Source organism: Paracoccus binzhouensis (assembly GCF_016446475.1).
In the GTDB taxonomy this organism is placed as follows: domain Bacteria; phylum Pseudomonadota; class Alphaproteobacteria; order Rhodobacterales; family Rhodobacteraceae; genus Paracoccus; species Paracoccus binzhouensis.
On record NZ_JAEHFP010000058.1, the window covers coordinates 1 to 18,457 of the forward strand.

Annotated in this window: 18 protein-coding genes; 12 read left to right on the forward strand and 6 right to left on the reverse strand. The window is 68.4% G+C overall.

The genetic code is table 11. From position 1 onward, the window contains the following. From I9P22_RS24585 to I9P22_RS13850, 5 genes are all read right to left on the reverse strand, one after another. A partial coding sequence (locus I9P22_RS24585) for a hypothetical protein (RefSeq protein ID WP_233253394.1) occupies positions 1-334 on the reverse strand: 334 nt, incomplete at its 3' end. A 170-nt stretch (positions 335-504) separates the two neighbouring features. Beyond that, on the reverse strand, positions 505-774 hold the full coding sequence (gene rpsO, locus I9P22_RS13835; RefSeq protein WP_024842753.1) for a 30S ribosomal protein S15: 270 nt from the start codon (positions 772-774) through the stop codon (positions 505-507). 144 nt (positions 775-918) lie between these two features. Further along, positions 919-1,830 (reverse strand): calcium-binding protein, encoded by a 912-nt coding sequence (locus I9P22_RS13840; RefSeq protein ID WP_140848157.1) that lies wholly within the window; start codon positions 1,828-1,830, stop codon positions 919-921. 110 nt (positions 1,831-1,940) lie between these two features. Continuing rightward, the gene (locus I9P22_RS13845) at positions 1,941-2,594 is read right to left on the reverse strand and encodes a YggS family pyridoxal phosphate-dependent enzyme (protein WP_140848155.1); all 654 of its coding nucleotides are present in this window, start codon (positions 2,592-2,594) and stop codon (positions 1,941-1,943) included. 70 nt (positions 2,595-2,664) lie between these two features. Next, entirely contained in the window at positions 2,665-3,735 is a 1,071-nt protein-coding gene (locus I9P22_RS13850) for a porin (protein ID WP_181180883.1), read from the reverse strand. Positions 3,736-4,040: 305 nt separating this feature from the next. On the opposite strand from I9P22_RS13850, the gene I9P22_RS13855 reads away from it, so the two are divergent. The 5 genes from I9P22_RS13855 (at position 4,041) to I9P22_RS13875 (ending at position 9,856) form a co-directional block, all read left to right on the forward strand. Further along, entirely contained in the window at positions 4,041-4,553 is a 513-nt protein-coding gene (locus I9P22_RS13855; RefSeq protein WP_072461442.1) for a DUF3576 domain-containing protein, read from the forward strand. A 75-nt stretch (positions 4,554-4,628) separates the two neighbouring features. Continuing rightward, positions 4,629-7,163 carry a leucine--tRNA ligase gene (gene leuS / locus I9P22_RS13860; protein ID WP_199260064.1) on the forward strand — a complete coding sequence of 845 codons (2,535 nt, stop codon included), beginning with the start codon at positions 4,629-4,631 and terminating at the stop codon, positions 7,161-7,163. Beyond that, the gene (gene lptE, locus I9P22_RS13865) at positions 7,150-7,635 is read left to right on the forward strand and encodes an LPS assembly lipoprotein LptE (RefSeq protein ID WP_199260065.1); all 486 of its coding nucleotides are present in this window, start codon (positions 7,150-7,152) and stop codon (positions 7,633-7,635) included. The genes leuS and lptE overlap by 14 nt, the downstream gene beginning before the upstream one ends. Next, on the forward strand, positions 7,632-8,660 hold the full coding sequence (holA, locus tag I9P22_RS13870; protein ID WP_199260066.1) for a DNA polymerase III subunit delta: 1,029 nt from the start codon (positions 7,632-7,634) through the stop codon (positions 8,658-8,660). Before lptE ends, holA begins: the two co-directional genes overlap by 4 nt. Further along, positions 8,660-9,856, forward strand: coding sequence for a TIGR03862 family flavoprotein (locus I9P22_RS13875; RefSeq protein WP_199260067.1), 1,197 nt, complete (start codon positions 8,660-8,662; stop codon positions 9,854-9,856). The genes holA and I9P22_RS13875 overlap by 1 nt, the downstream gene beginning before the upstream one ends. Here the strand turns inward: I9P22_RS13875 and I9P22_RS13880 are convergent. After that, complete coding sequence (locus I9P22_RS13880) at positions 9,832-10,419, reverse strand: glutathione S-transferase family protein (RefSeq protein WP_199260068.1); 588 nt, start codon at positions 10,417-10,419, stop codon at positions 9,832-9,834. The two genes, I9P22_RS13875 and I9P22_RS13880, sit on opposite strands and share 25 nt — an antisense overlap. 121 nt (positions 10,420-10,540) lie before the next feature. Between I9P22_RS13880 and I9P22_RS13885 the strand changes: the two genes are divergently transcribed. The 7 genes from I9P22_RS13885 (at position 10,541) to I9P22_RS13915 (ending at position 18,444) form a co-directional block, all read left to right on the forward strand. After that, positions 10,541-11,785, forward strand: coding sequence for an MFS transporter (locus I9P22_RS13885; protein ID WP_199260069.1), 1,245 nt, complete (start codon positions 10,541-10,543; stop codon positions 11,783-11,785). A gap of 99 nt (positions 11,786-11,884) precedes the next feature. Continuing rightward, positions 11,885-12,682: a 5'-nucleotidase, lipoprotein e(P4) family gene (locus I9P22_RS13890; protein WP_199260070.1), complete on the forward strand. Its 798-nt coding sequence runs from the start codon at positions 11,885-11,887 to the stop codon at positions 12,680-12,682. Between the two features lie 69 nt (positions 12,683-12,751). Further along, positions 12,752-13,951 (forward strand): MFS transporter, encoded by a 1,200-nt coding sequence (locus I9P22_RS13895; RefSeq protein ID WP_199260071.1) that lies wholly within the window; start codon positions 12,752-12,754, stop codon positions 13,949-13,951. Continuing rightward, a complete protein-coding gene (locus tag I9P22_RS13900) occupies positions 13,938-14,969 on the forward strand; it encodes a glycosyltransferase family 4 protein (RefSeq protein WP_199260072.1) in 1,032 nt (343 codons plus the stop codon). The genes I9P22_RS13895 and I9P22_RS13900 overlap by 14 nt, the downstream gene beginning before the upstream one ends. Then, on the forward strand, positions 14,966-15,580 hold the full coding sequence (locus tag I9P22_RS13905; protein ID WP_199260073.1) for a glycosyltransferase family 29 protein: 615 nt from the start codon (positions 14,966-14,968) through the stop codon (positions 15,578-15,580). The genes I9P22_RS13900 and I9P22_RS13905 overlap by 4 nt, the downstream gene beginning before the upstream one ends. Positions 15,581-15,681: 101 nt before the next feature. After that, a complete protein-coding gene (locus tag I9P22_RS13910; RefSeq protein WP_199260074.1) occupies positions 15,682-16,704 on the forward strand; it encodes an aspartate-semialdehyde dehydrogenase in 1,023 nt (340 codons plus the stop codon). Between the two features lie 96 nt (positions 16,705-16,800). Then, positions 16,801-18,444 (forward strand): DUF4139 domain-containing protein, encoded by a 1,644-nt coding sequence (locus I9P22_RS13915; RefSeq protein WP_199260075.1) that lies wholly within the window; start codon positions 16,801-16,803, stop codon positions 18,442-18,444. Positions 18,445-18,457: the final 13 nt, after the last annotated feature.

Below are 18,457 nucleotides of genomic sequence, written 5' to 3' on the forward strand. Positions count from 1 at the left end.
CCGGCCCCGCTGCCGCCTCCGCCGGATCGGCGCCCCCGGCCGGGGCCTGGGCCGCGGCAGGGGCTGCAGCCTCGGGCACCGGGTGCTTCGCGGCCGCGGCGGCGACAGGGGCCGGTGGTTCATCGGCCGGGGCCGCGCCATCGGCAGAAGCCTGCATCGCCTGGGACGAGAAGTCGAACCGGACCCCGTCGCCATCCGCGGGCCTCACGCCCAGCAGCGATCCGGCCAGCGCACCCAAGGCGTTCGAGACAGCCTGCAAGGGCGTCGAACCGGCCCCCGAGGCGGCGGCTGGGGCAGAAGAGGAAATAGGCTTGAAAAGTGAACTGATTACCATCTTACGATCTCCATCTTGAAGACAGCCACAGGATAAAGGTCGCCCGTTAGGAATCCAGAAAGCAATCCGTTGGATTTTAATTGACCGGCCGCACCGCAACGAAAAACGCCCGCAGCCTTTGCCGCGGGCGTTTCCTGCAATCCAAGGGCCGCGGGATCGCGGCCGGCCGGTCAGCGGCGCAGGCCCAGCTTGCCGATCAGGTCGGTATAGCGGGCTTCGTCCTTGCGCTTCAGGTAGTCCAGCAGCTTGCGGCGCTGCGCGACCAGCTTCAGCAGACCACGACGCGAATGGTTGTCCTTCTTGTGGGTCTTGAAATGCTCGGTCAGCGTGGCGATGCGCGACGACAGGATGGCGACCTGCACCTCGGGCGAGCCGGTGTCGCCTTTCTTGGTCGCGAATTCGGTCATCACGCGGTTCTTTTCCTCGACGGTGATCGACATCGGGGTCTCCTTTCAGGATCAAAGGGTTATGGCACAGGCCGGGATGTCGTCCAGCACAGGCCCGTGGAGAGATCCGCCGGAATCGCCCGGTCGGATGCGGGCGTATAGGCAAAATCGGCCGAAAAGGAAAGGGTTTTCTGCGGCTCAGCCGCCCGGTGCGATCCGCGTCAGGGCGATGTCGGCAACCCGCAGCCCTTCGGCCTGCAACACCCGGCCCACCGCCACCCCGTCCACGCGGATCACCGCCGATCCGTCGGTCTCGTGCTCCAGCGCGACCACGGGATCAGCGCCGTCGCCGTGATAGCGCAACTCGATTCGGTCCAGATCCCGGTCGAAATCGGCGATGACCGGCAGCGTCTCGCCCGGATCGTCCAGATCCTCGCCCGGCACGTCCAGCAGGAACAGATCCTCGCCCTCGCCGCCCTCGGCGAAATCGCCCAGGCCGGGCTGCAGCGTGTCGCGGCCGGCCCCGCCATGCAGCCAGGCCCGCTCGGGCTCGGCCGAGCCGATCAGCAAATCGTCGCCCTCGCCGCCGTCCAGGTCATCCTCGCCGCCGCCGGCGATCAGCGTGTCGTTGCCGGCATTGCCCGAGATCCAGTCGTCGCCGTCGCCCCCGGTCAGCAGGTCGTCCCCCTCGCCACCGAAGATCGTGTCGTTGCCGGGGCCGCCATGCACGGTGTCGTTGCCGCCCTGCCCGGCCAGATAGTCGTCGCCCGCGCCGCCGTCGATGGAATCGTCGCCGCCCGGTCCATAGTCGCCGTCGCCATAGATCCAGTCGGTGCCGTCGCCGCCCAGCAGCGTGTCGCTGCCCAGCCCGCCATGCAGGTCGTCGTTGCCGCCAAGGCCGGTCAGCAGGTCGTCGCCATCGCCGCCGGCCAGCCAGTCCGAGCCCTCGCTGCCCTCGGTCGTCAGCCCCTTGGGCGCGTCGCGATCGGATGATTCAGGAAAAGGCGGGTCGTCGGGGTCATGCTCGCCGCCGGGAGTGCGGGCGGTCCCGGTCACATCCACGGCAAGGCCGGCGAATACCAAACTGAGCAGACTACTGATCAACAACATGACGGGAACCCAAGCGAATCACGCGACCCACATTGGCACCTTATCCCGTCGCCGCCCGCCCCGCATCCTTATTGCTAATAAAGGCTTAACGGACCGGGGCGCCCCCGCGGTCAGCCGTAGTCGCGCGCACCAAAGATGGCGCTGCCGATGCGGACATAGGTCGCGCCCTCGGCGATGGCGGTTTCGAAATCGGCGCTCATGCCCATCGACAGGCCGGCCAACCCGTTGCGTGCGGCAATATCACGCAGGGCGCGGAAATGCGGCACCGGGTCCAGATCCTCGGGCGGGATGCACATCAGCCCGGTGATCGCCAGGTCCAGCGCGCGGCATCGGGCGATGAAGGCGTCGGCCTCGTCCGGCAGGACGCCGGCCTTTTGCGGCTCGGCGCCGGTGTTCACCTGCACGAAAAGCTGCGGGCAGGCCCCGCGCGCCTGCACCTGCCGCGCCAGTTTTTCGGCCAGCGAGGGGCGGTCGAGCGTGTGGATGGCGTCGAAAAGCTCCAGCGCGGGTTTCAGCTTGTTGGTCTGCAGGGGGCCGATCATGTGCAGCTCGATGCCGGGGAAACGCTCGCGCCAGCGGGGCCATTTCCCCGCCGCCTCCTGCACGTAGTTTTCGCCGAAGACGCGATGGCCGGCCGCCAGCACCGCCTCGACCCGGTCGGGGGGCTGCACCTTGCTGACGGCGATCAGCGTGACGGCGCCAGGCGCGCGTTCGGCGGCTTTCTCGGCCGCGGCAATGCGGCGCCTGATGTCATCCAGTTCCATGGCGGCATGATTTCCAAAAGAAAAGAGCGGGCGCAAGGCCCGCTCTTCCTGTTTTCCGTATCCCGAAGGATCAGAACTCGAAGCGCACGCCCATGTCGGCGGTCACGCGCTCGTCGTAGTCGCGCTGAAGCGACGCACCCAGACGGGCACCGCCCAGGTCGTAGTTCACGCCGATACCGAACGCGTTGTCGGTTTCGTTGCTGTCGCGATCATTGTTGGCGACATAGGCTTCGATGTTGGTGCGGCCATCGGCCAGGGTGTAGTCGCCATAGAGCGCGATGGTCTGGCCGTCAAAGCCATCCTCTTCATCGCCACCGTCCACGTAGTTCAGACCGACGCGGGCATTTTCCATGACGGCATAACGGGCGCCGAGGAAGAAGATATCGTTGCCGTCGATGCCACCACCATTGAACGCAGCAGCGGCGGACAGTTCCAGACGGTCATCCCAAGTATAGTCGACCGAAAGGGAGATCTCCTCTTCCATCAGGCCGTCGAGGCCCAGCTCCTCCGAGAGCGCGTCGGTCAGGCCCGACTGATCGGGATCGACATACGACGCTTGCAGGGTCAGATCACCCAGGGTGTAAAGAGCCCGGATGCCCACACGATCGATTTCCTGAAGGGCATAAGGACCAGCTGCATAAGCAAAGAAAGTACCTGCTACATCGCTGAAACCGACGGAGCGGTCGAAGGCTCCGAGTTCGGTCGCGTAAAGCAGACCGTTCGAGTCAAAAGCGGTGTCGACGTTACCGACTTCGACGGTGAAGCCTTGGGCGCTGACCCAAAGTTTCCCCGCGTTGGTAGCAGCGCTCCACCCACGGCCGCTGAGAAGATCGTTCACGTCGTCGAAGCTCGCATCGCCGCCACCTGCGATAGAACCAAGAGCGCCGACACCGTTGCCCTGATCCCACTGAAGACGGAAGCGCGCACCGAAGTCGACGCCCGAATCGGTCGACTGCGAAGCGTCGATGTTCATCCGCAGACGGCTGACGACGCGCGACTCGTTCTGGCCAGCGGCGTCCTGAGCAGCGGTGTTTTCGTAATAGATCACACCGGTCCGGCCATAGCCGGAGATGGTCACGTCGGCGGCGGCAACGCCCGCGGTCAGGACCAGCGCGGTGGAGGCGATAAGAGCCTTTTTCATGATGTTTCCCTCTTGTCTCTCTCGTATGCCCCACCCGGTATGCCGGTTTGGGGTATGCCAGTTGTGTCGCGCTTTCCCCCCTGCATTGCAACGGAATCGCATCGGCTTAGCCCGATTCCGACCTGCTGTGATGCACATGGGCCACACCCCGTTGCAACGCCCCCCGCCCCGCCGCGGACGCCCTTACGCGCGCGAGCCATATCCCCTCCGGGACGGGGGATCGCGGGCCAGGGGCGCAGCCTCTCTTGTCGCAAGGGGCGGAATTGCGCTATGGCTCGCGGCAAGGACGATCCGGGGGACATCAGATGACCAGACGCGCCGCACGGCTGACCGCCGCCCTGCTGATCCTGGCGGGGCTTGCCGCCTGTTCGGGGGGCGGCTCGGGCTTGGGTTCGGCAGGCTCGGCCGGATCGGCGACCTCGATGCCGGGCGGCGGGAATCGCCAGGCCCAGCCGCAGGCCGTCGAGCGGCGCGAGACGATCTGGGACGTGTTCTCGGACCGGCGCAACCCCAACGACACGGTGGCGGTCAACAAATACCTGTGGAACGCCAGCCTGGACGTGCTGAACTTCCTGCCGATCCAGTCGATCGACCCCTTCACCGGCGTCATCGTCACCGGCTACGGCACCCCGCCGGGCGGCGGGCGGTCCTATCGCGCCACGATCAAGGTCAGCGACCCGGCGCTGGATGCGCGCGCGCTCAAGGTCTCGTTGCAGGGGGCGGGCGGGGCTGCCGTGGCGCCCGATACCGTGCGCGCGGTCGAGGATGCGATCCTGACGCGGGCCCGGCAGCTGCGGGTGCAGGACCGCAACCTCTGATCCCGCCGAGCCCGCTGGACCTGCATCGGGCAAGCGGCTAATACCCTGCGGGCAATCTGTCGCCCGGAGGTTTCCATGCCCTATGATCCCGCAATCAGCGAACCGCGCTGGCAAGAGGCGTGGGAGCAGGCCGATACGTTCCGCGCCGTGCGGGACGAGCGGCCCAAGTATTACGTGCTGGAGATGTTCCCCTATCCCTCGGGGCGCATCCACATGGGCCATGTGCGCAACTACACGATGGGCGACGTGGTGGCGCGGTTCAAGCGCGCGCAGGGGTTTTCCGTGCTGCATCCGATGGGCTGGGACGCCTTCGGCATGCCGGCCGAGAACGCGGCGATGGAGCAGGGCGGCCATCCGCGCGACTGGACCTATGGCAATATCGCCACCATGCGCGGCCAGCTGAAGCCCTTGGGCCTGTCCATCGACTGGAGCCGCGAATTCGCCACCTGCGACGACGCCTATGTCGCCCAGCAGCAGGCGCTGTTCCTGGACATGCTGGAGGCCGGGCTGGTCACCCGCAAGTCGGCGCAGGTGAACTGGGACCCGGTCGACATGACCGTGCTGGCCAACGAGCAGGTGATCGACGGCAAGGGCTGGCGATCCGGCGCTATGGTCGAGCGCAAGGAACTGACGCAGTGGTTCTTCAGGATCTCGGACTATTCGGACGAGCTGCTGGCGGCGCTAGACGGGCTGGAAGGCTGGCCCGAGAAGGTGCGGCTGATGCAGGCCAACTGGATCGGCAAGTCGCGCGGGCTGCAATTCCGCTTCGACACCGTGGACCTGCCGGATTTCCCGCAGATCGAGGTCTATACCACCCGCCCCGACACGCTGATGGGCGCCAGCTTCGTGGCGCTGTCGCCGGATCACCCGCTGGTCAAGGCGCTGGCCGCCAAGGACCCGGCCGTCGCGGCTTTCGTCGAGGAATGCCGCAAGATCGGCACCACCGAGGAAGCCATCGAGACCGCGCCGAAGCTGGGCCTCGACACCGGGCTGACCGTGCGCCACCCGCTGGATCCGGATTGGCGGCTGCCGATCTGGATCGCGAATTTCGTGCTGATGGATTACGGCACCGGCGCGATCTTCGGCTCGCCCGCGCATGACGAGCGGGACCACGAGTTTGCGACGAAATACGGGCTGCCGATCCGCGCCACCTTCGGCGAAAAGGGCATGACGCTGGAGCAGGCCGACGCACTGGTGGCGAAAGCGCCCTATGTGCCGCTGAAGTCGGAGGTCGTGACCTATGTGCGCGGCTTTGCCGGCCCGGCCGACCAGACCGGCGAGGCGGCGGTCGATGCCGCCATCGCCCATGCCGAGGCCAAGGGCTATGGCGAGGGCGTGACGAAATTCCGCCTGCGCGACTGGGGCATCTCGCGGCAGCGCTATTGGGGCTGCCCGATTCCGGTGGTGCATTGCGAGACATGCGGCACCGTGCCCGAGGCCAAGGCCAATCTGCCCGTGCTGCTGCCGCAGGACGTCAGCTTCGACGTGCCCGGCAACCCCTTGGACCGGCATCCGACCTGGCGCAACGCCACCTGCCCGCAATGCGGCGGCCCGGCCCGGCGCGAGACGGATACCATGGACACCTTCGTCGATTCGTCCTGGTATTACGCCCGCTTCACCTCGCCCCACGCAGCGGTGCCGACCGACCGGCCCGAGACCGATTACTGGATGAACGTCGACCAGTATATCGGCGGCATCGAGCATGCGATCCTGCACCTGCTCTATTCGCGCTTCTTCGCCCGGGCCATGGTCAAGACCGGCCACCTGCCCGAAAGCGCCAGGGAACCGTTCGACGCGCTCTTCACCCAGGGCATGGTCACGCATGAGATCTACATGACCCGGGACGAGCGCGGCCGCCCGGTCTATCACCTGCCCGAGGACGTGGTGGACGGCAAGCTGGCCGACGGCACCGCGGTCGAGATCATCCCCTCGGCCAAGATGTCGAAATCCAAGAAGAACGTCGTCGATCCGGTGAACATCGTCGCCAATTTCGGCGCCGACACGGCACGCTGGTTCATGCTCTCGGACAGCCCGCCCGAGCGCGACGTGGAATGGACCGCCGCCGGGGCCGAGGCGGCGAACCGCTTCCTGGCCCGGGTCTGGCGGCTCGCCGACGAGATCCCCGAGGGTGGCGACGACCCCGAGCTGCTGCGCGCCGCGCATCGCGCCATCGACGAGGTGACGAAATCCATCGAGGGCTTCGCCTTCAACAAGGCGGTGGCCAAGATCTATGAGCTGGCGAACGCCATCGGCAAGTCGAGCGCGGGCGGCGACAGCCGGCGCGCGGTGCTGCGCATCATGGCGCAGCTGATGGCGCCGATGGTGCCGCACCTGGCCGAGGAGGTCTGGATGAAGGCCGGCGGCCAGGGCATGGTGGTCGATGCCGCCTGGCCCAAGGCGGACCCGGCGCTGCTGGTTTCCGACAGCGTGGTGCTGCCGATCCAGATCAACGGCAAGCGCCGGGCCGAGATCGAGGTGCCGAAGGACATGCCCAAGGAAGAAATCGAGGCCATCGTGCTGGCAGACGAGACCGTGCGGCGCTTCATGGAAGGCCAGCCGCCGAAGAAGCTGATCGTGGTGCCGGGGCGGATCGTCAATGTCGTGGTCTAGGCGCAGCGCGATCCTGGCCGTGCTGGCGCTGGCCGGCTGCGGCTTTTCGCCGGTCTACGGGCCGGGCGGCACGGGGACGCGGCTCTTCGGCCAGGTCCGCGCCGCCGATCCGCGCACGCCGGACGATTTCAGCTTTGCCGGCCGCATCGCCGAGCGGCTGGGCCCCGATGCCGGAGGACGCTTCCTGCTCGACTACCGGCTGCGCATCGCCGTGGTGCCGCAGGCGATCACCCCGGACGAGGTGACGACGCGCTATGCGCTGAACGGCACCGCCGATTTCACCCTGACCGAGGCCACGACCGGTCGCGAGGTGACGCGCGGGCAGGTCAGCAGCTTCACCTCCTATTCCACCACCGGCACCACCATCGCCACCATGGCCGCCGAGCAGGACGCGCATGAGCGGCTGGCGCGGATGCTGGCCGACCAGGTGGTGACGCGGCTCTTGGCCGTCGCGCCCGACGCGGTGCCATGATCCTGAAGGGCGCCGAGATCGGACGCTATCTGGCGCGGCCCGATCCGACGCGGCCGGCGCTGCTGATCCATGGCCAGGACGCCATGCGCGTGGCGCTGAAGCGGGCCGAGGCGGTCAAGGCCCTTGTCGGACCCGGCGCCGAAGAGGAAATGCGCCTGACCCGCATTCCCGGCGCCGACCTGCGCAAGGATCCGGCGGCGCTGCTGGATGCCGTGAAGGCGGTGGGCTTCTTTCCCGGCCAGCGCGTGGTGCTGGTCGATGACGCGCCGGATGCGGCCACGCCGGCGGTGGCCTCGGCCATTGCCGAATGGAAAAGCGGCGACGCGGTGATCGTGGTGGCGGCAGGCGCGCTCGGCAAGTCCTCGGCGCTGCGCAAGCTCTTCGAGCCGCATCCCGCCGCCGTGACCGCGCCGATCTATGACGACCCGCCCGGCGAGGAGGAGGTGGGCCGCTGGCTGCATGAGGCCGGGCTGCGCGAGGTGCCGCGGGATGCGATGCGCGACCTGATGGCGCTGTCCCGCGCCCTCGATCCCGGCGATTTCCGCCAGACGGTCGAGAAGATCGGGCTTTACAAGCATGGCGATCCGGCGGCGCTGACGCCCGCCGAGATCGCCGCGCTGGCGCCGGCCACCATCGAAGCCGAGGTCGATGAATTGATCGACTGCGTGGCCGAGGGCCGGGCGCGCGAATTCGGCACGCTGATGCGGCGGATCGAGGGGCAGGGCATCGCCCCGGTGACGCTGTGCATCGCGGCGCTGCGGCATTTCCGGGCGCTGCATGCCGGCGCCTCGGACCCCGGCGGGCCCGGCGCCGGGCTGTCGCGGCTGCGGCCGCCGGTCTTCGGCCCGCGCCGCGACCGGATGATCCGGCAGGCGCAGGACTGGGGCATGCGGGCGCTGGAGGATGCGATCCACCAGCTGATCGAGACCGACCTGGTGCTGCGCTCGTCGTCCAAGGCGCCGGCAATGGCGGTGATGGAGCGGATGCTGCTGCGGCTTTGCATGATGCCGCGCGGCGGGCGCTGATGCAGGCCTTGGTCATCGGCGCCGGCCCCGCCGGGCTGATGGCGGCCGAGGTGCTGGCCGGACAGGGCGTGCGGGTCGTCGTGGCCGAGGCCATGCCCACCCCGGCGCGCAAATTCCTGATGGCGGGGAAATCCGGGCTGAACCTGACCAGGGCCGAGCCCTTTGCGGCTTTTGCGGCGCATTATGGGGGCTCTGCCCCCGTCCTGCGGACTCCCCCGGGGTGTTTGCAGAGCAAAGAAATCGGGCCCGAGGCAGTGATGGCCTGGGCGCGCGGGCTGGGGGTGGAGCTGTTCACCGGCTCGACCGGGCGGGTGTTTCCGGTCGGTATGAAGGCCTCGCCGCTGCTCAGGGCCTGGCTGGCGCGGCTGACGGGCTCGGGGGTCGAGCTGCGGACGCGCTGGCGCTGGAGCGGCTTCGACGGCGACGGCTGGCGCTTCGATGTGCCGGGCGGGGTTCAGATCTTGCGGCCCCGGGTCGTCGTGCTGGCGCTGGGTGGGGCAAGCTGGCCGCGGCTGGGCTCGGACGCGGCCTGGGTGCCGTGGCTGCTGGCCCGGGGCGTCGAGATGGTGCCGTTCCGGCCGGCGAACATGGGCTTTCGCGTTTCCTGGTCGGCGCAGATGGCCCGGCATTTCGGCCAGGCGGTCAAGGGCGTGGCGCTGCATGTCGCGGGCCGGGTCGGGCGCGGCGAATGGGTGGTCAGCGCAGGCGGAATCGAGGGCGGCGGCATCTATGAGGTCGCGGCCGCGATGCGGGACGGGGCCGAGGCTTTCGTCGACCTGGCACCGGATCTTGCGCCCGAGGAACTGGCGCGGCGCTTCGCCCGGGCCCCGGCGAAGCTGTCGGTCGGCAACCGGTTGCGGCGGGTGCTGGGCGATCCGGTCCGGGCGGCGCTGCTGCTGGAATGGGGCAAGCCCCTGCCCGCCGAGCCCGGGCGGCTGGCCGCGCGTGCCAAGGCGCTGCGGCTGCGGCACGAGGGGCCGATGGGGCTGGAGCGGGCGATTTCCTCGGCCGGCGGGATTGCCGGCGCCGGCCTGACCGAACGGCTGGAACTGCGTGCCCTGCCCGGCGTCTTCGCCGCCGGCGAGATGCTGGACTGGGAGGCGCCGACCGGCGGCTATCTGCTGACCGGCTGCCTGGCCACCGGGCGCCGGGCCGGGCAGGGTGCCGCCGCCTATCTGGCCGCGGCGCGCAAATAGGCGGGACGGGCGCGCATGCGGTCCAGGTAATCGGTCAGCCGATGCTCGGTGATCGGGAAGCGCGCCGTCAGCGCCCATGTCAGGCAATGCGCCAGGATGATGTCGGGTACCGTCATGTGCTCGCCCATCAGGAAACCGTCCTCGGCCATGCGATGCACCAGGGTGCGCTGGCTGCGCTCGAATTCCCAGCGCAGGGTGTTCTTGATCGCCGCCAGCCGCATCTCCTCGGGCAGCACGAAGCTGTGGCGGGCCGCCAGCCACAGGGCTGCGTCGAATTCGTCCAGCACGAATTGCGTCAGGCTGTCCTGCCGCGCCCGGTCCAGCGTGCCGGCCGGATGGGTCAGCGCCCCGTGCTTGTCGGCCAGATAGGTCAGGATGGCGGTGGAATCGGTGATCGGCGTGCCGTCCACGATCAGCACCGGCACCTTGCCCGCCGGGTTGAAGGGCGTCACCCGCTCGCTATGCGGGTTCACCGGCACATGCTCATAGGGCTGGCCCAGTTCCTCGAGCAGCCAGAGCACCCGCATGGCGCGGCTGCGTGCAGTTCCGATGACCTGATACATGGACAGCCCCTTGCGGTTCACCGGGCCAAGGCTAGCGCCCGGCCGCCCGCCGCGCAATGAGCGCCATTGACGCCGCCCGCGCCCCGGCGCAGGAATGGCCGGCCGGAGAGAGGAAAAAGCCATGTCCGCCAGCACGCGCGCGCCGCTGTTCACCGCCGTCCTGGTCGGCGGCTCGATCATCCTGCTGATCAATTTCGCCCTGCGCGCCAGTTTCGGCGTCTTCCAGATCCCGATCGCGCAGGAATTCGGCTGGCCGCGGGCCGAGTTCAGCCTGGCCATCGCCATCCAGAACCTGGCCTGGGGCATCGGCCAGCCGATCTTCGGCGCCCTGGCCGAGCGCTGGGGCGACCGCTGGTCGGTGATCATCGGCGCCTTCCTCTATTCCGCCGGGCTGATCCTGACCGCCTATGCCAGCGACCCGCTGACCATGCAGCTGCTGGAGGTGATGGTCGGCTTCGGCATCGCCGGCACCGGCTTCGGCGTCATCCTGGCGGTGATCGGCCGCGCCGCCAGCGACGAGAACCGCAGCCTGGCGCTGGGGATCGGCACCGCCGCCGGCTCGGCCGGGCAGGTCTTCGGCGCGCCGCTGGCCGAGGTGCTGCTGATGCATTACCCGTGGCAAAGCGTGTTCGTCATCTTCGGGGTGATCGTGCTGGCCTGCCTGTTCTTCCTGCCCCTGCTGGGCGGCGGCAAGCCCGCCAGCCGCGGCGAGCTGGAGGAGAGCATGGGCTCGGTGCTCAAGCGCGCCTTCACCGATCCCTCCTACCTGATGATCTTCGCCGGGTTCTTTTCCTGCGGCTACCAGCTCGCGTTCATCACCGCGCATTTCCCGGCCATGGTGACCGAGATGTGCGGGCCGATCGCGCCGGGCGGCATGCTGTCCGGCATCGGCATCACCACCACCTCGGCGCTCGGCGCCGCCGCCATTTCGCTGATCGGGCTGGCCAACATCGGCGGGGCGATCTTCGCCGGCTGGCTGGGCAAGCGCTATACCAAGAAATACCTGCTGGCCGGGATCTATACGCTGCGCACCATCGCCGCCGCCGCCTTCATCCTGACGCCGATCACGCCGACCACGGTCATCGTGTTCTCGCTGGTCATGGGCGGGCTGTGGCTGGCGACCGTGCCGCTGACCTCGGGGCTGGTCGCCTATATCTACGGGCTGCGCTACATGGGCACGCTTTACGGCTTCGTGTTCCTGAGCCACCAGCTCGGCTCGTTCCTGGGCGTCTGGCTGGGCGGCAAGATGTATGACATCTATGGCGACTATACGCTGGTCTGGTGGGTAGGGGTCGGCGTCGGCGCCTTCAGCGCCCTGATCCACCTGCCGGTGCGCGAGGCGCCATCACGGCTGGCGGCCGCCTGATCTGCCGGTTTTTGTTTGACTGGTCAATCAACAAACCCTAGCCTTCCCGGTCAGGCGCAGAACGCGCCGGCACATAAAACATAAAAAAGGGAGAGTTCCATGTTCCATAACCGCCTCGCCCGCCGCCTGATGCTGTGCCTGACCGCATCGGCCTTGCTGGCGCCCGGCCTGACCGGGACCGCCGCGCTGGCCCAGGATGCCGCGCAGATGCCGCAATGCCAGGTCCGGGAATTCGCCATGGGCCTGCGCTATCAGCAGCAATCGGCCGAGGTCCGGGCCCTGCAATTGCAGGCCTATGCGCTGGCCAGGGCCAATCTGGAAGCCGCCATCGCCAAGGCCGACGACCCCGCGAAACTGGCCGTGGTCACCGACCTGGACGAGACGGCGATCGACAACACCCCGCTGCTGGTGCGCGACATGCAGGAATGCCATGTCTACGACACCTGGGACACTTGGGGCGACTGGGAGCTGCACGGCAAGCCGAGCGCCATCCCCGGCGCGCTGGAATTCTTCGACTTCGCCGACAAGGCCGGGGTGGCGATCTATTACGTCTCGGACCGTTTCGGCGAGCCCGAGAACAAGGCTGCGACCATCGCCACGCTGAAGGAGCTGGGCTTCCCGCAGGTCTCGGAGGACCATGTGCTGCTTTACGGCACCTCGAAGGTCGAGCGGCGGGCGGTGGTGGCCAAGGATCACCAGATCGTGCTGCTGCTGGGCGACACGCTGCACGATTTCGACGGCGCCTTCCACAAGGCCGAGACAGGGGCGAAGCGCGAGGCGGTGGACAAGAACGCCGCGCATTTCGGCGCCGACTGGATCGTCTTTCCCAATGCCACCTATGGCGAATGGAGCGAGGCGCCGCTGACCGCCTGGGATGCCCCGCTGAAGGTCGAGTGACGGCGGCCACCGGCTTGCACTTTCTGGCGGCGTGACGCAGCTTTCGCCCGCAAGGGGGGGCGGGAAAGAATGCGCTGGATCATGTCGCCGGGACTGATGTCCCTCGTGCTGGGCTATGCGCTCAGCCAGTTCTATCGGGCCTTCCTGGCGGTGCTGTCGCCGACGCTGCATGCCGAGCTGGGGGCGGGGCCGGCCGATCTCGCGCTGTCCTCGGGGCTGTGGTACATCGCCTTCGCCGCCATGCAGCTGCCGGTGGGCTGGGCGCTGGACCGCTTCGGCCCGCGCGAGGCGGTGTCGGTCCTGCTGGCCCTGGGCGGCGCCGGCGGCGCGCTGGTCTTTGCACTGGCGCAGGCGCCCTGGCACATCCATGTCGCCATGGCACTGCTTGGCATCGGCTGCGCGCCGGTGATGATGGGCAGCTTCTTCATCTTCGCCCGCACCCTGCCGCCGGCCTCGATGAGCGCGGCGGGCGGCGCGGTGGTGGGGCTCGGCTCGCTCGGCAACATGCTGGGCGCGGCGCCGCTGGTCTGGATCATCGACCAGATCGGCTGGCGCGAAGCCCTGGGCGGCCTGGCGCTCATCACGCTGGCGGTGTCGCTGGCGATCTTCGCCATCGTCCGCAACCCGGCAAGCCCGGCCGGCAAGCTGCCGCCCGCGCGGCTGCGCGACCTGCTGGCGGTGCGCGAGCTGCGCTGCATCCTGCCGCTGATGGGCGTGACCTATGCCGCCTCGGCCTGCATCCGCGGGCTCTGGGCGGGGCCCTACCTGGCCGAGGTCTTTGGCGCCAGCGACTATCGCATCGGCTGGGTGACGCTGGGCATGGGCCTGGCGATGGTGACGGCCAACCTGTCGGTGGGCAGGGTGGTGCGGCTGATCGGCTCGGACAAGCGGACCTCGGTGGCGAACACGCTGCTGCTCTGCGCGGTGCTGGCGACGCTGTGGCTGGCGCCGGGGGCCAGCCTGTGGCTGTCCTCGGTGCTGCTGGTCATGGTCTGCATCTCGGACAGCTCCTATTCGCTGATCATGTCGCATGGCCGGGTCTACCTGCCGCATCACCTGGTGGGGCGCGGCATCACCTTCATGAACATGGTCTCGATCTCGGGCGTCGGCATCATGCAGTTCCTGTCGCGGCCGGTCTATCTGCAGACCTCGGCCACGCATCCGCCGGCGCAGGCTTACGGTTACATCTTCCTGTTCTTCCTGATACCTCTGGCCATCGGATTGGTGTTCTACCTGTTCAGCCCCGAGGACCGACATGCCGGATATTGAAGTCGTCGCGCCGAACCTGAAACGCCGCCTGTCGGGGGTGACGGCGACCGTGGTGCGGCTGATCCCGGTGCAGGCGCGGATGATCGGCATCGTGACCACCGGACCGGGCCTGCCGCCCGCGCTGCCGCATATCCCGCTGTCCCGCGCCGCCACCCTGCCGCGCGATCGCTGGCGCGTCTGGCACGCCCGCCGCAATACCGAGATGGCGCTAGGGCTGATCCTGCGGCGCATCCTGCGGCGCAAATACAAAATGTTGTTTACCTCGGCCGCGCAAAGACAACATACAGGATTCACCCGCTGGCTGATCCGCCAGCAGGACGCATTGATCGCCACCTCGCCCCAAGCCGCCAGCTACCTGGAGCGTTCGGCGACGGTGATTCTGCACGGCGTCGATCTGTCGGTCTTCCACCCCGCATCCGACCGCGCGGCGCTGCGGGCGGAACTGGGTTTCGCACCGGACGACATCGTCATCGGCTGCTTCGGCCGCATCCGGGCGCAGAAGGGCGTGGACCTGCTGGTCGAGGCGGCGCTGCGCCTGTTCCCCCAGCGCCCGCGGGCGAAGCTGGTCTTCACCGGCCGCGTCACCCCGGACAACCAGGCCTTCTTCGACGCGCAGCAGGCGCGGATCGCCGCCGCCGGCCTGTCGGACCGCATCCGCTTCCTGGGCGAGATCCCGTGGGAGCAGGTGGTGCGCACCTATCAGGCGCTGGACCTGTTCGCCGCCCCGGCGCGGTGGGAGGGCTTCGGCCTGACCCCGCTGGAAGCCATGGCCTGCGGCGTCCCCGTGGTCGCCGCCCGCGTCGGCGCCTATGAGACGCTGATCCGCGACGGCGAGACCGGCAACCTGGTGGCGCGCGACGACGCCGAGGCGTTGGCAGCGGCGCTGGCGCACTGGCTGGACGACGATGCCGGCCGCCGGGCGGCGGGGCAGGCGGCCCGCGCCCATGTCGAGGCCAACCACGCCATCGAAGCCGAGGCCCGCGCCATCGTCGAGGTCTATCGCAGGCTGCTGGCGTGACCCGCCTCGGCTTCCTGATCGCGCGGACCCTGCGCAATGACGCCGCGCTGCAACGGCTTTCCGCACCGCAAGCCGTGGTTCTGGAGACGCTGGCCGGCAAGCGCATCGCCCTGATCGGCAATGCAAGGGCGCTGGCCGAGAGCCGGCATGGCGGTGAAATCGACGCGGCCGACCTGGTGATCCGCATCAACCGCGCGCCGATGCCCGCGGCCGCCAGCCACGGCACCCGCACGGATTGGCTGGCGCTGGCGGTCCGGCTCTCGGATGCCGACCGCGGCCGCATCGCCCCTGATCGCATCCTGTGGATGTCGCCCAAGCGCAAGCGGCTGGACTGGCGGACCGCGACCAGCCCCGGCTTCTACCTGCATCCGCTGGCCGACTACCGGGCGCTGAAGGACCGGCTGGGCGCGCCCCCGACCACCGGCGCCATGATGATCGACCTGATCGCGCGGTCGGAGATGGCGCGCCTCGACCTCTACGGCTTCGATTTCTTCGCCTCGCTGTCGCTGTCCGGCCGGCGAAGCGCCGAACAGGTTCCCCATGATTTTTCAGGGGAATCCCGTTGGGTGCAGGAGATGGAACTGGCAGATCGCCGGATCCATCGGCATTAAGCCGAAATTCTGCCATATCATCAGGCGTTTCGCCGAAATCTCGCTTTCCCTTTCCGGGGAAACGCCCTATATCGCGGCGTCCTTTGTTGAAGGAGACCCCAATGGGCTACAAGGTCGTTGTCGCCGGCGCCACGGGGAACGTGGGCCGTGAAATGCTGAACATCCTGGCCGAGCGCCAGTTTCCCGCTGATGAGGTTGTCGCTCTGGCTTCGCGCCGGAGCATTGGCACTGAGGTCAGCTATGGCGACAAGACCCTGAAATGCAAGGATATCGAAGGGTTCGACTTTACCGGCTACGACATCGCGCTGTTCGCCATCGGCTCGGACGCGACCAAGACCTATGCGCCGATCGCCGCCAGCCAGGGCTGCGTGGTGATCGACAACTCCTCGCTTTACCGCTACGACCCCGAGATCCCGCTGGTCGTGCCGGAAGTGAACCCGGATGCGGTCGAGGATTACCGCAACAAGATGATCATCGCGAACCCCAACTGCTCGACCGCGCAGATGGTGGTGGCGCTGAAGCCGCTGCATGACCGCGCCCGCATCAAGCGCGTCGTCGTCTCGACCTACCAATCGGTCTCGGGCGCCGGGAAAGAGGGCATGGACGAGCTCTGGAACCAGACCAAGGGCGTCTATGTCCCGGGTCAGGAAGTCGAGCCGAAGAAGTTCCAGAAGCAGATCGCCTTCAACGTGATCCCCCAGATCGACGTGTTCCTGGACAGCGGCGACACCAAGGAAGAATGGAAGATGGTGGTCGAGACCAAGAAGATCGTCGATCCGGCGATCAAGGTCACGGCGACCTGCGTGCGCGTTCCGGTCTTCGTCGGCCATTCGGAATCGGTGAACATCGAGTTCGAGGATTTCCTGGACGAGGACGAGGCCCGCGACATCCTGCGCGAGGCGCCGGGCGTGCTGGTCATCGACAAGCGCGAGCCGGGCGGCTACTCGACCCCGGTGGAATGCGTGGGCGATTTCGCCACCTTCGTCAGCCGCATCCGCCAGGACGTGACGGTGGAAAACGGCCTGAACATGTGGATCGTCAGCGACAACCTGCGCAAGGGCGCGGCGCTGAACGCCGTGCAGATCGCCGAGCTTCTGGGCAATCGCTGCCTGAAGAAGGGCTGATCCGATACGGATATGTGAGGGGCGCCCGGGCGGGCGCCCTCTTGCATTTCCCGCGCCCCTCGCGGACCTTGGCCGGATCAAGAACGAGGGGGTCCGATGCGCCATCTGCTGCTTTCCACCGCCATCCTGTTCGCCGGGCCGGCGCTTGCCGATCGCATCGAGACGACCGCCCGCGTCACCGATGTCACCGTCTATCCCTGGGGCGCCGGCGTCACGCGCGAGGCGGCGCTGGACCTGCCCGCCGGCGCGCATGAGCTGGTGATCCCCGGCATCCCCGAAGGCGTGGACCCCGCCAGCCTGCGCATCTTGGGTGAGGGCGCGGTGATCGGCGCCGTGGGCTTCCAGCAGGAGCGCGCCCTGCCCGAGACGCCCGCCAAATCCCCCGAGCTGCGCGCCGCCGAGGACGAGTTGCGCCGGCTGCAGGCCGAGCTGGCCCAGCGGGACAGCCGCAAGGCCGAGATCGAGGCCCGCGGCGAGGCGGCCGAGGATCTGATCGAATTCCTGATGAAACTGGCCGAATCCGACGGCATGGCCGGCAGTGACATCGGCACGCTTTCCGCTGCGGTCGGCCAGCAATTGCTGGAGGCGCGCCAGACTGCCATCCGCGCCGAGGCCGAGGCCGAGGCCGCAGACGAAGGCCGCGAGGAGCTCGAGGAGCACATCGAGCGCGCCGAAGCCCGGCTGGAAGCGCTGCGCGGCCCGGAATCGGATCGCGGCGCCCTAGTCGTCGCCGTCCAGGGCCAGGGCCAGCCGGCCCGCATCCGCATCACCACCCTGACCGACGAGGCCAGCTGGCAGCCGGTCTACGACCTGTCGTTGCAGCGCAAGCAGGGCAAGCTGCGCATGGATCGCGGCCTGCTGGTCCGCCAGCAGACCGGCGAGGACTGGACCGGCGTGCATCTGCAGCTTTCCACCGCCCGGCCGATGGACCAGGCGGCGCCCAGCGAATTGCAGCCGCTGTTCCCGCGCCTCGGCGAGGACGAGGCGAAGCTCTACAGCCGCTCGGCCGCGCCGATGGCCGAGGTCGCGATGGATTCCGCCGAGCGCGCCTATGCCCCTACCCCAACCGAGGCCGGGGAGGATGCCATCGCCGGCTCGGCCCTGGCCGGGGTGGTGGGCGAAACCGTGGTCTATGACTATCCGACTCCGGTCACGCTGCGCGACGGCGCCGATGCGCTGCGCCTGCCGCTGGATTCGCACGAACTGACCCCCGAGGTGGTGGCCGAGGCGGTGCCGCGACGCGACGACACCGCCTATCTGGTGGCCGATACGGTGAATTCGACCGGCGCGGTCATCCTGCCCGGCGACGCGAGCTTTTACGCCGACGGCGTCCTGGTCGGGCGCGGCGCGCTGGACCTGACCGCTGCGGGCGACGAGATGAAGCTGGGCTTCGGCCCGCTGACCGGCATCAAGCTGGAGCGCCGCATTCCCGACCAGGTCGAGGGGGATCGCTGGCTGATCTCGTCATCCTCGGAACGCAGGGAGGTGGCCGAGCTGCGCATCCGCAACCTGACCGGCGAGGCATGGCCGCTGCGGGTGATCGACCAGGTGCCGGTCTCGACCCAGAAGGACCTGCGCATCGACTGGTCGGCCGATCCCGCCCCGGACGAGACCGACCCGGACGGCCAGCGCGGCCTGCTGGTCTGGAACGGCGCGATCGCCGCGGGCGAAGAGCGCACCATCACCCTGACCACCACCCTGCGCTGGCCGGAAGGGCAGGTGCTGTTCGACGGTTTCTAGGCCCCGGCCCGGG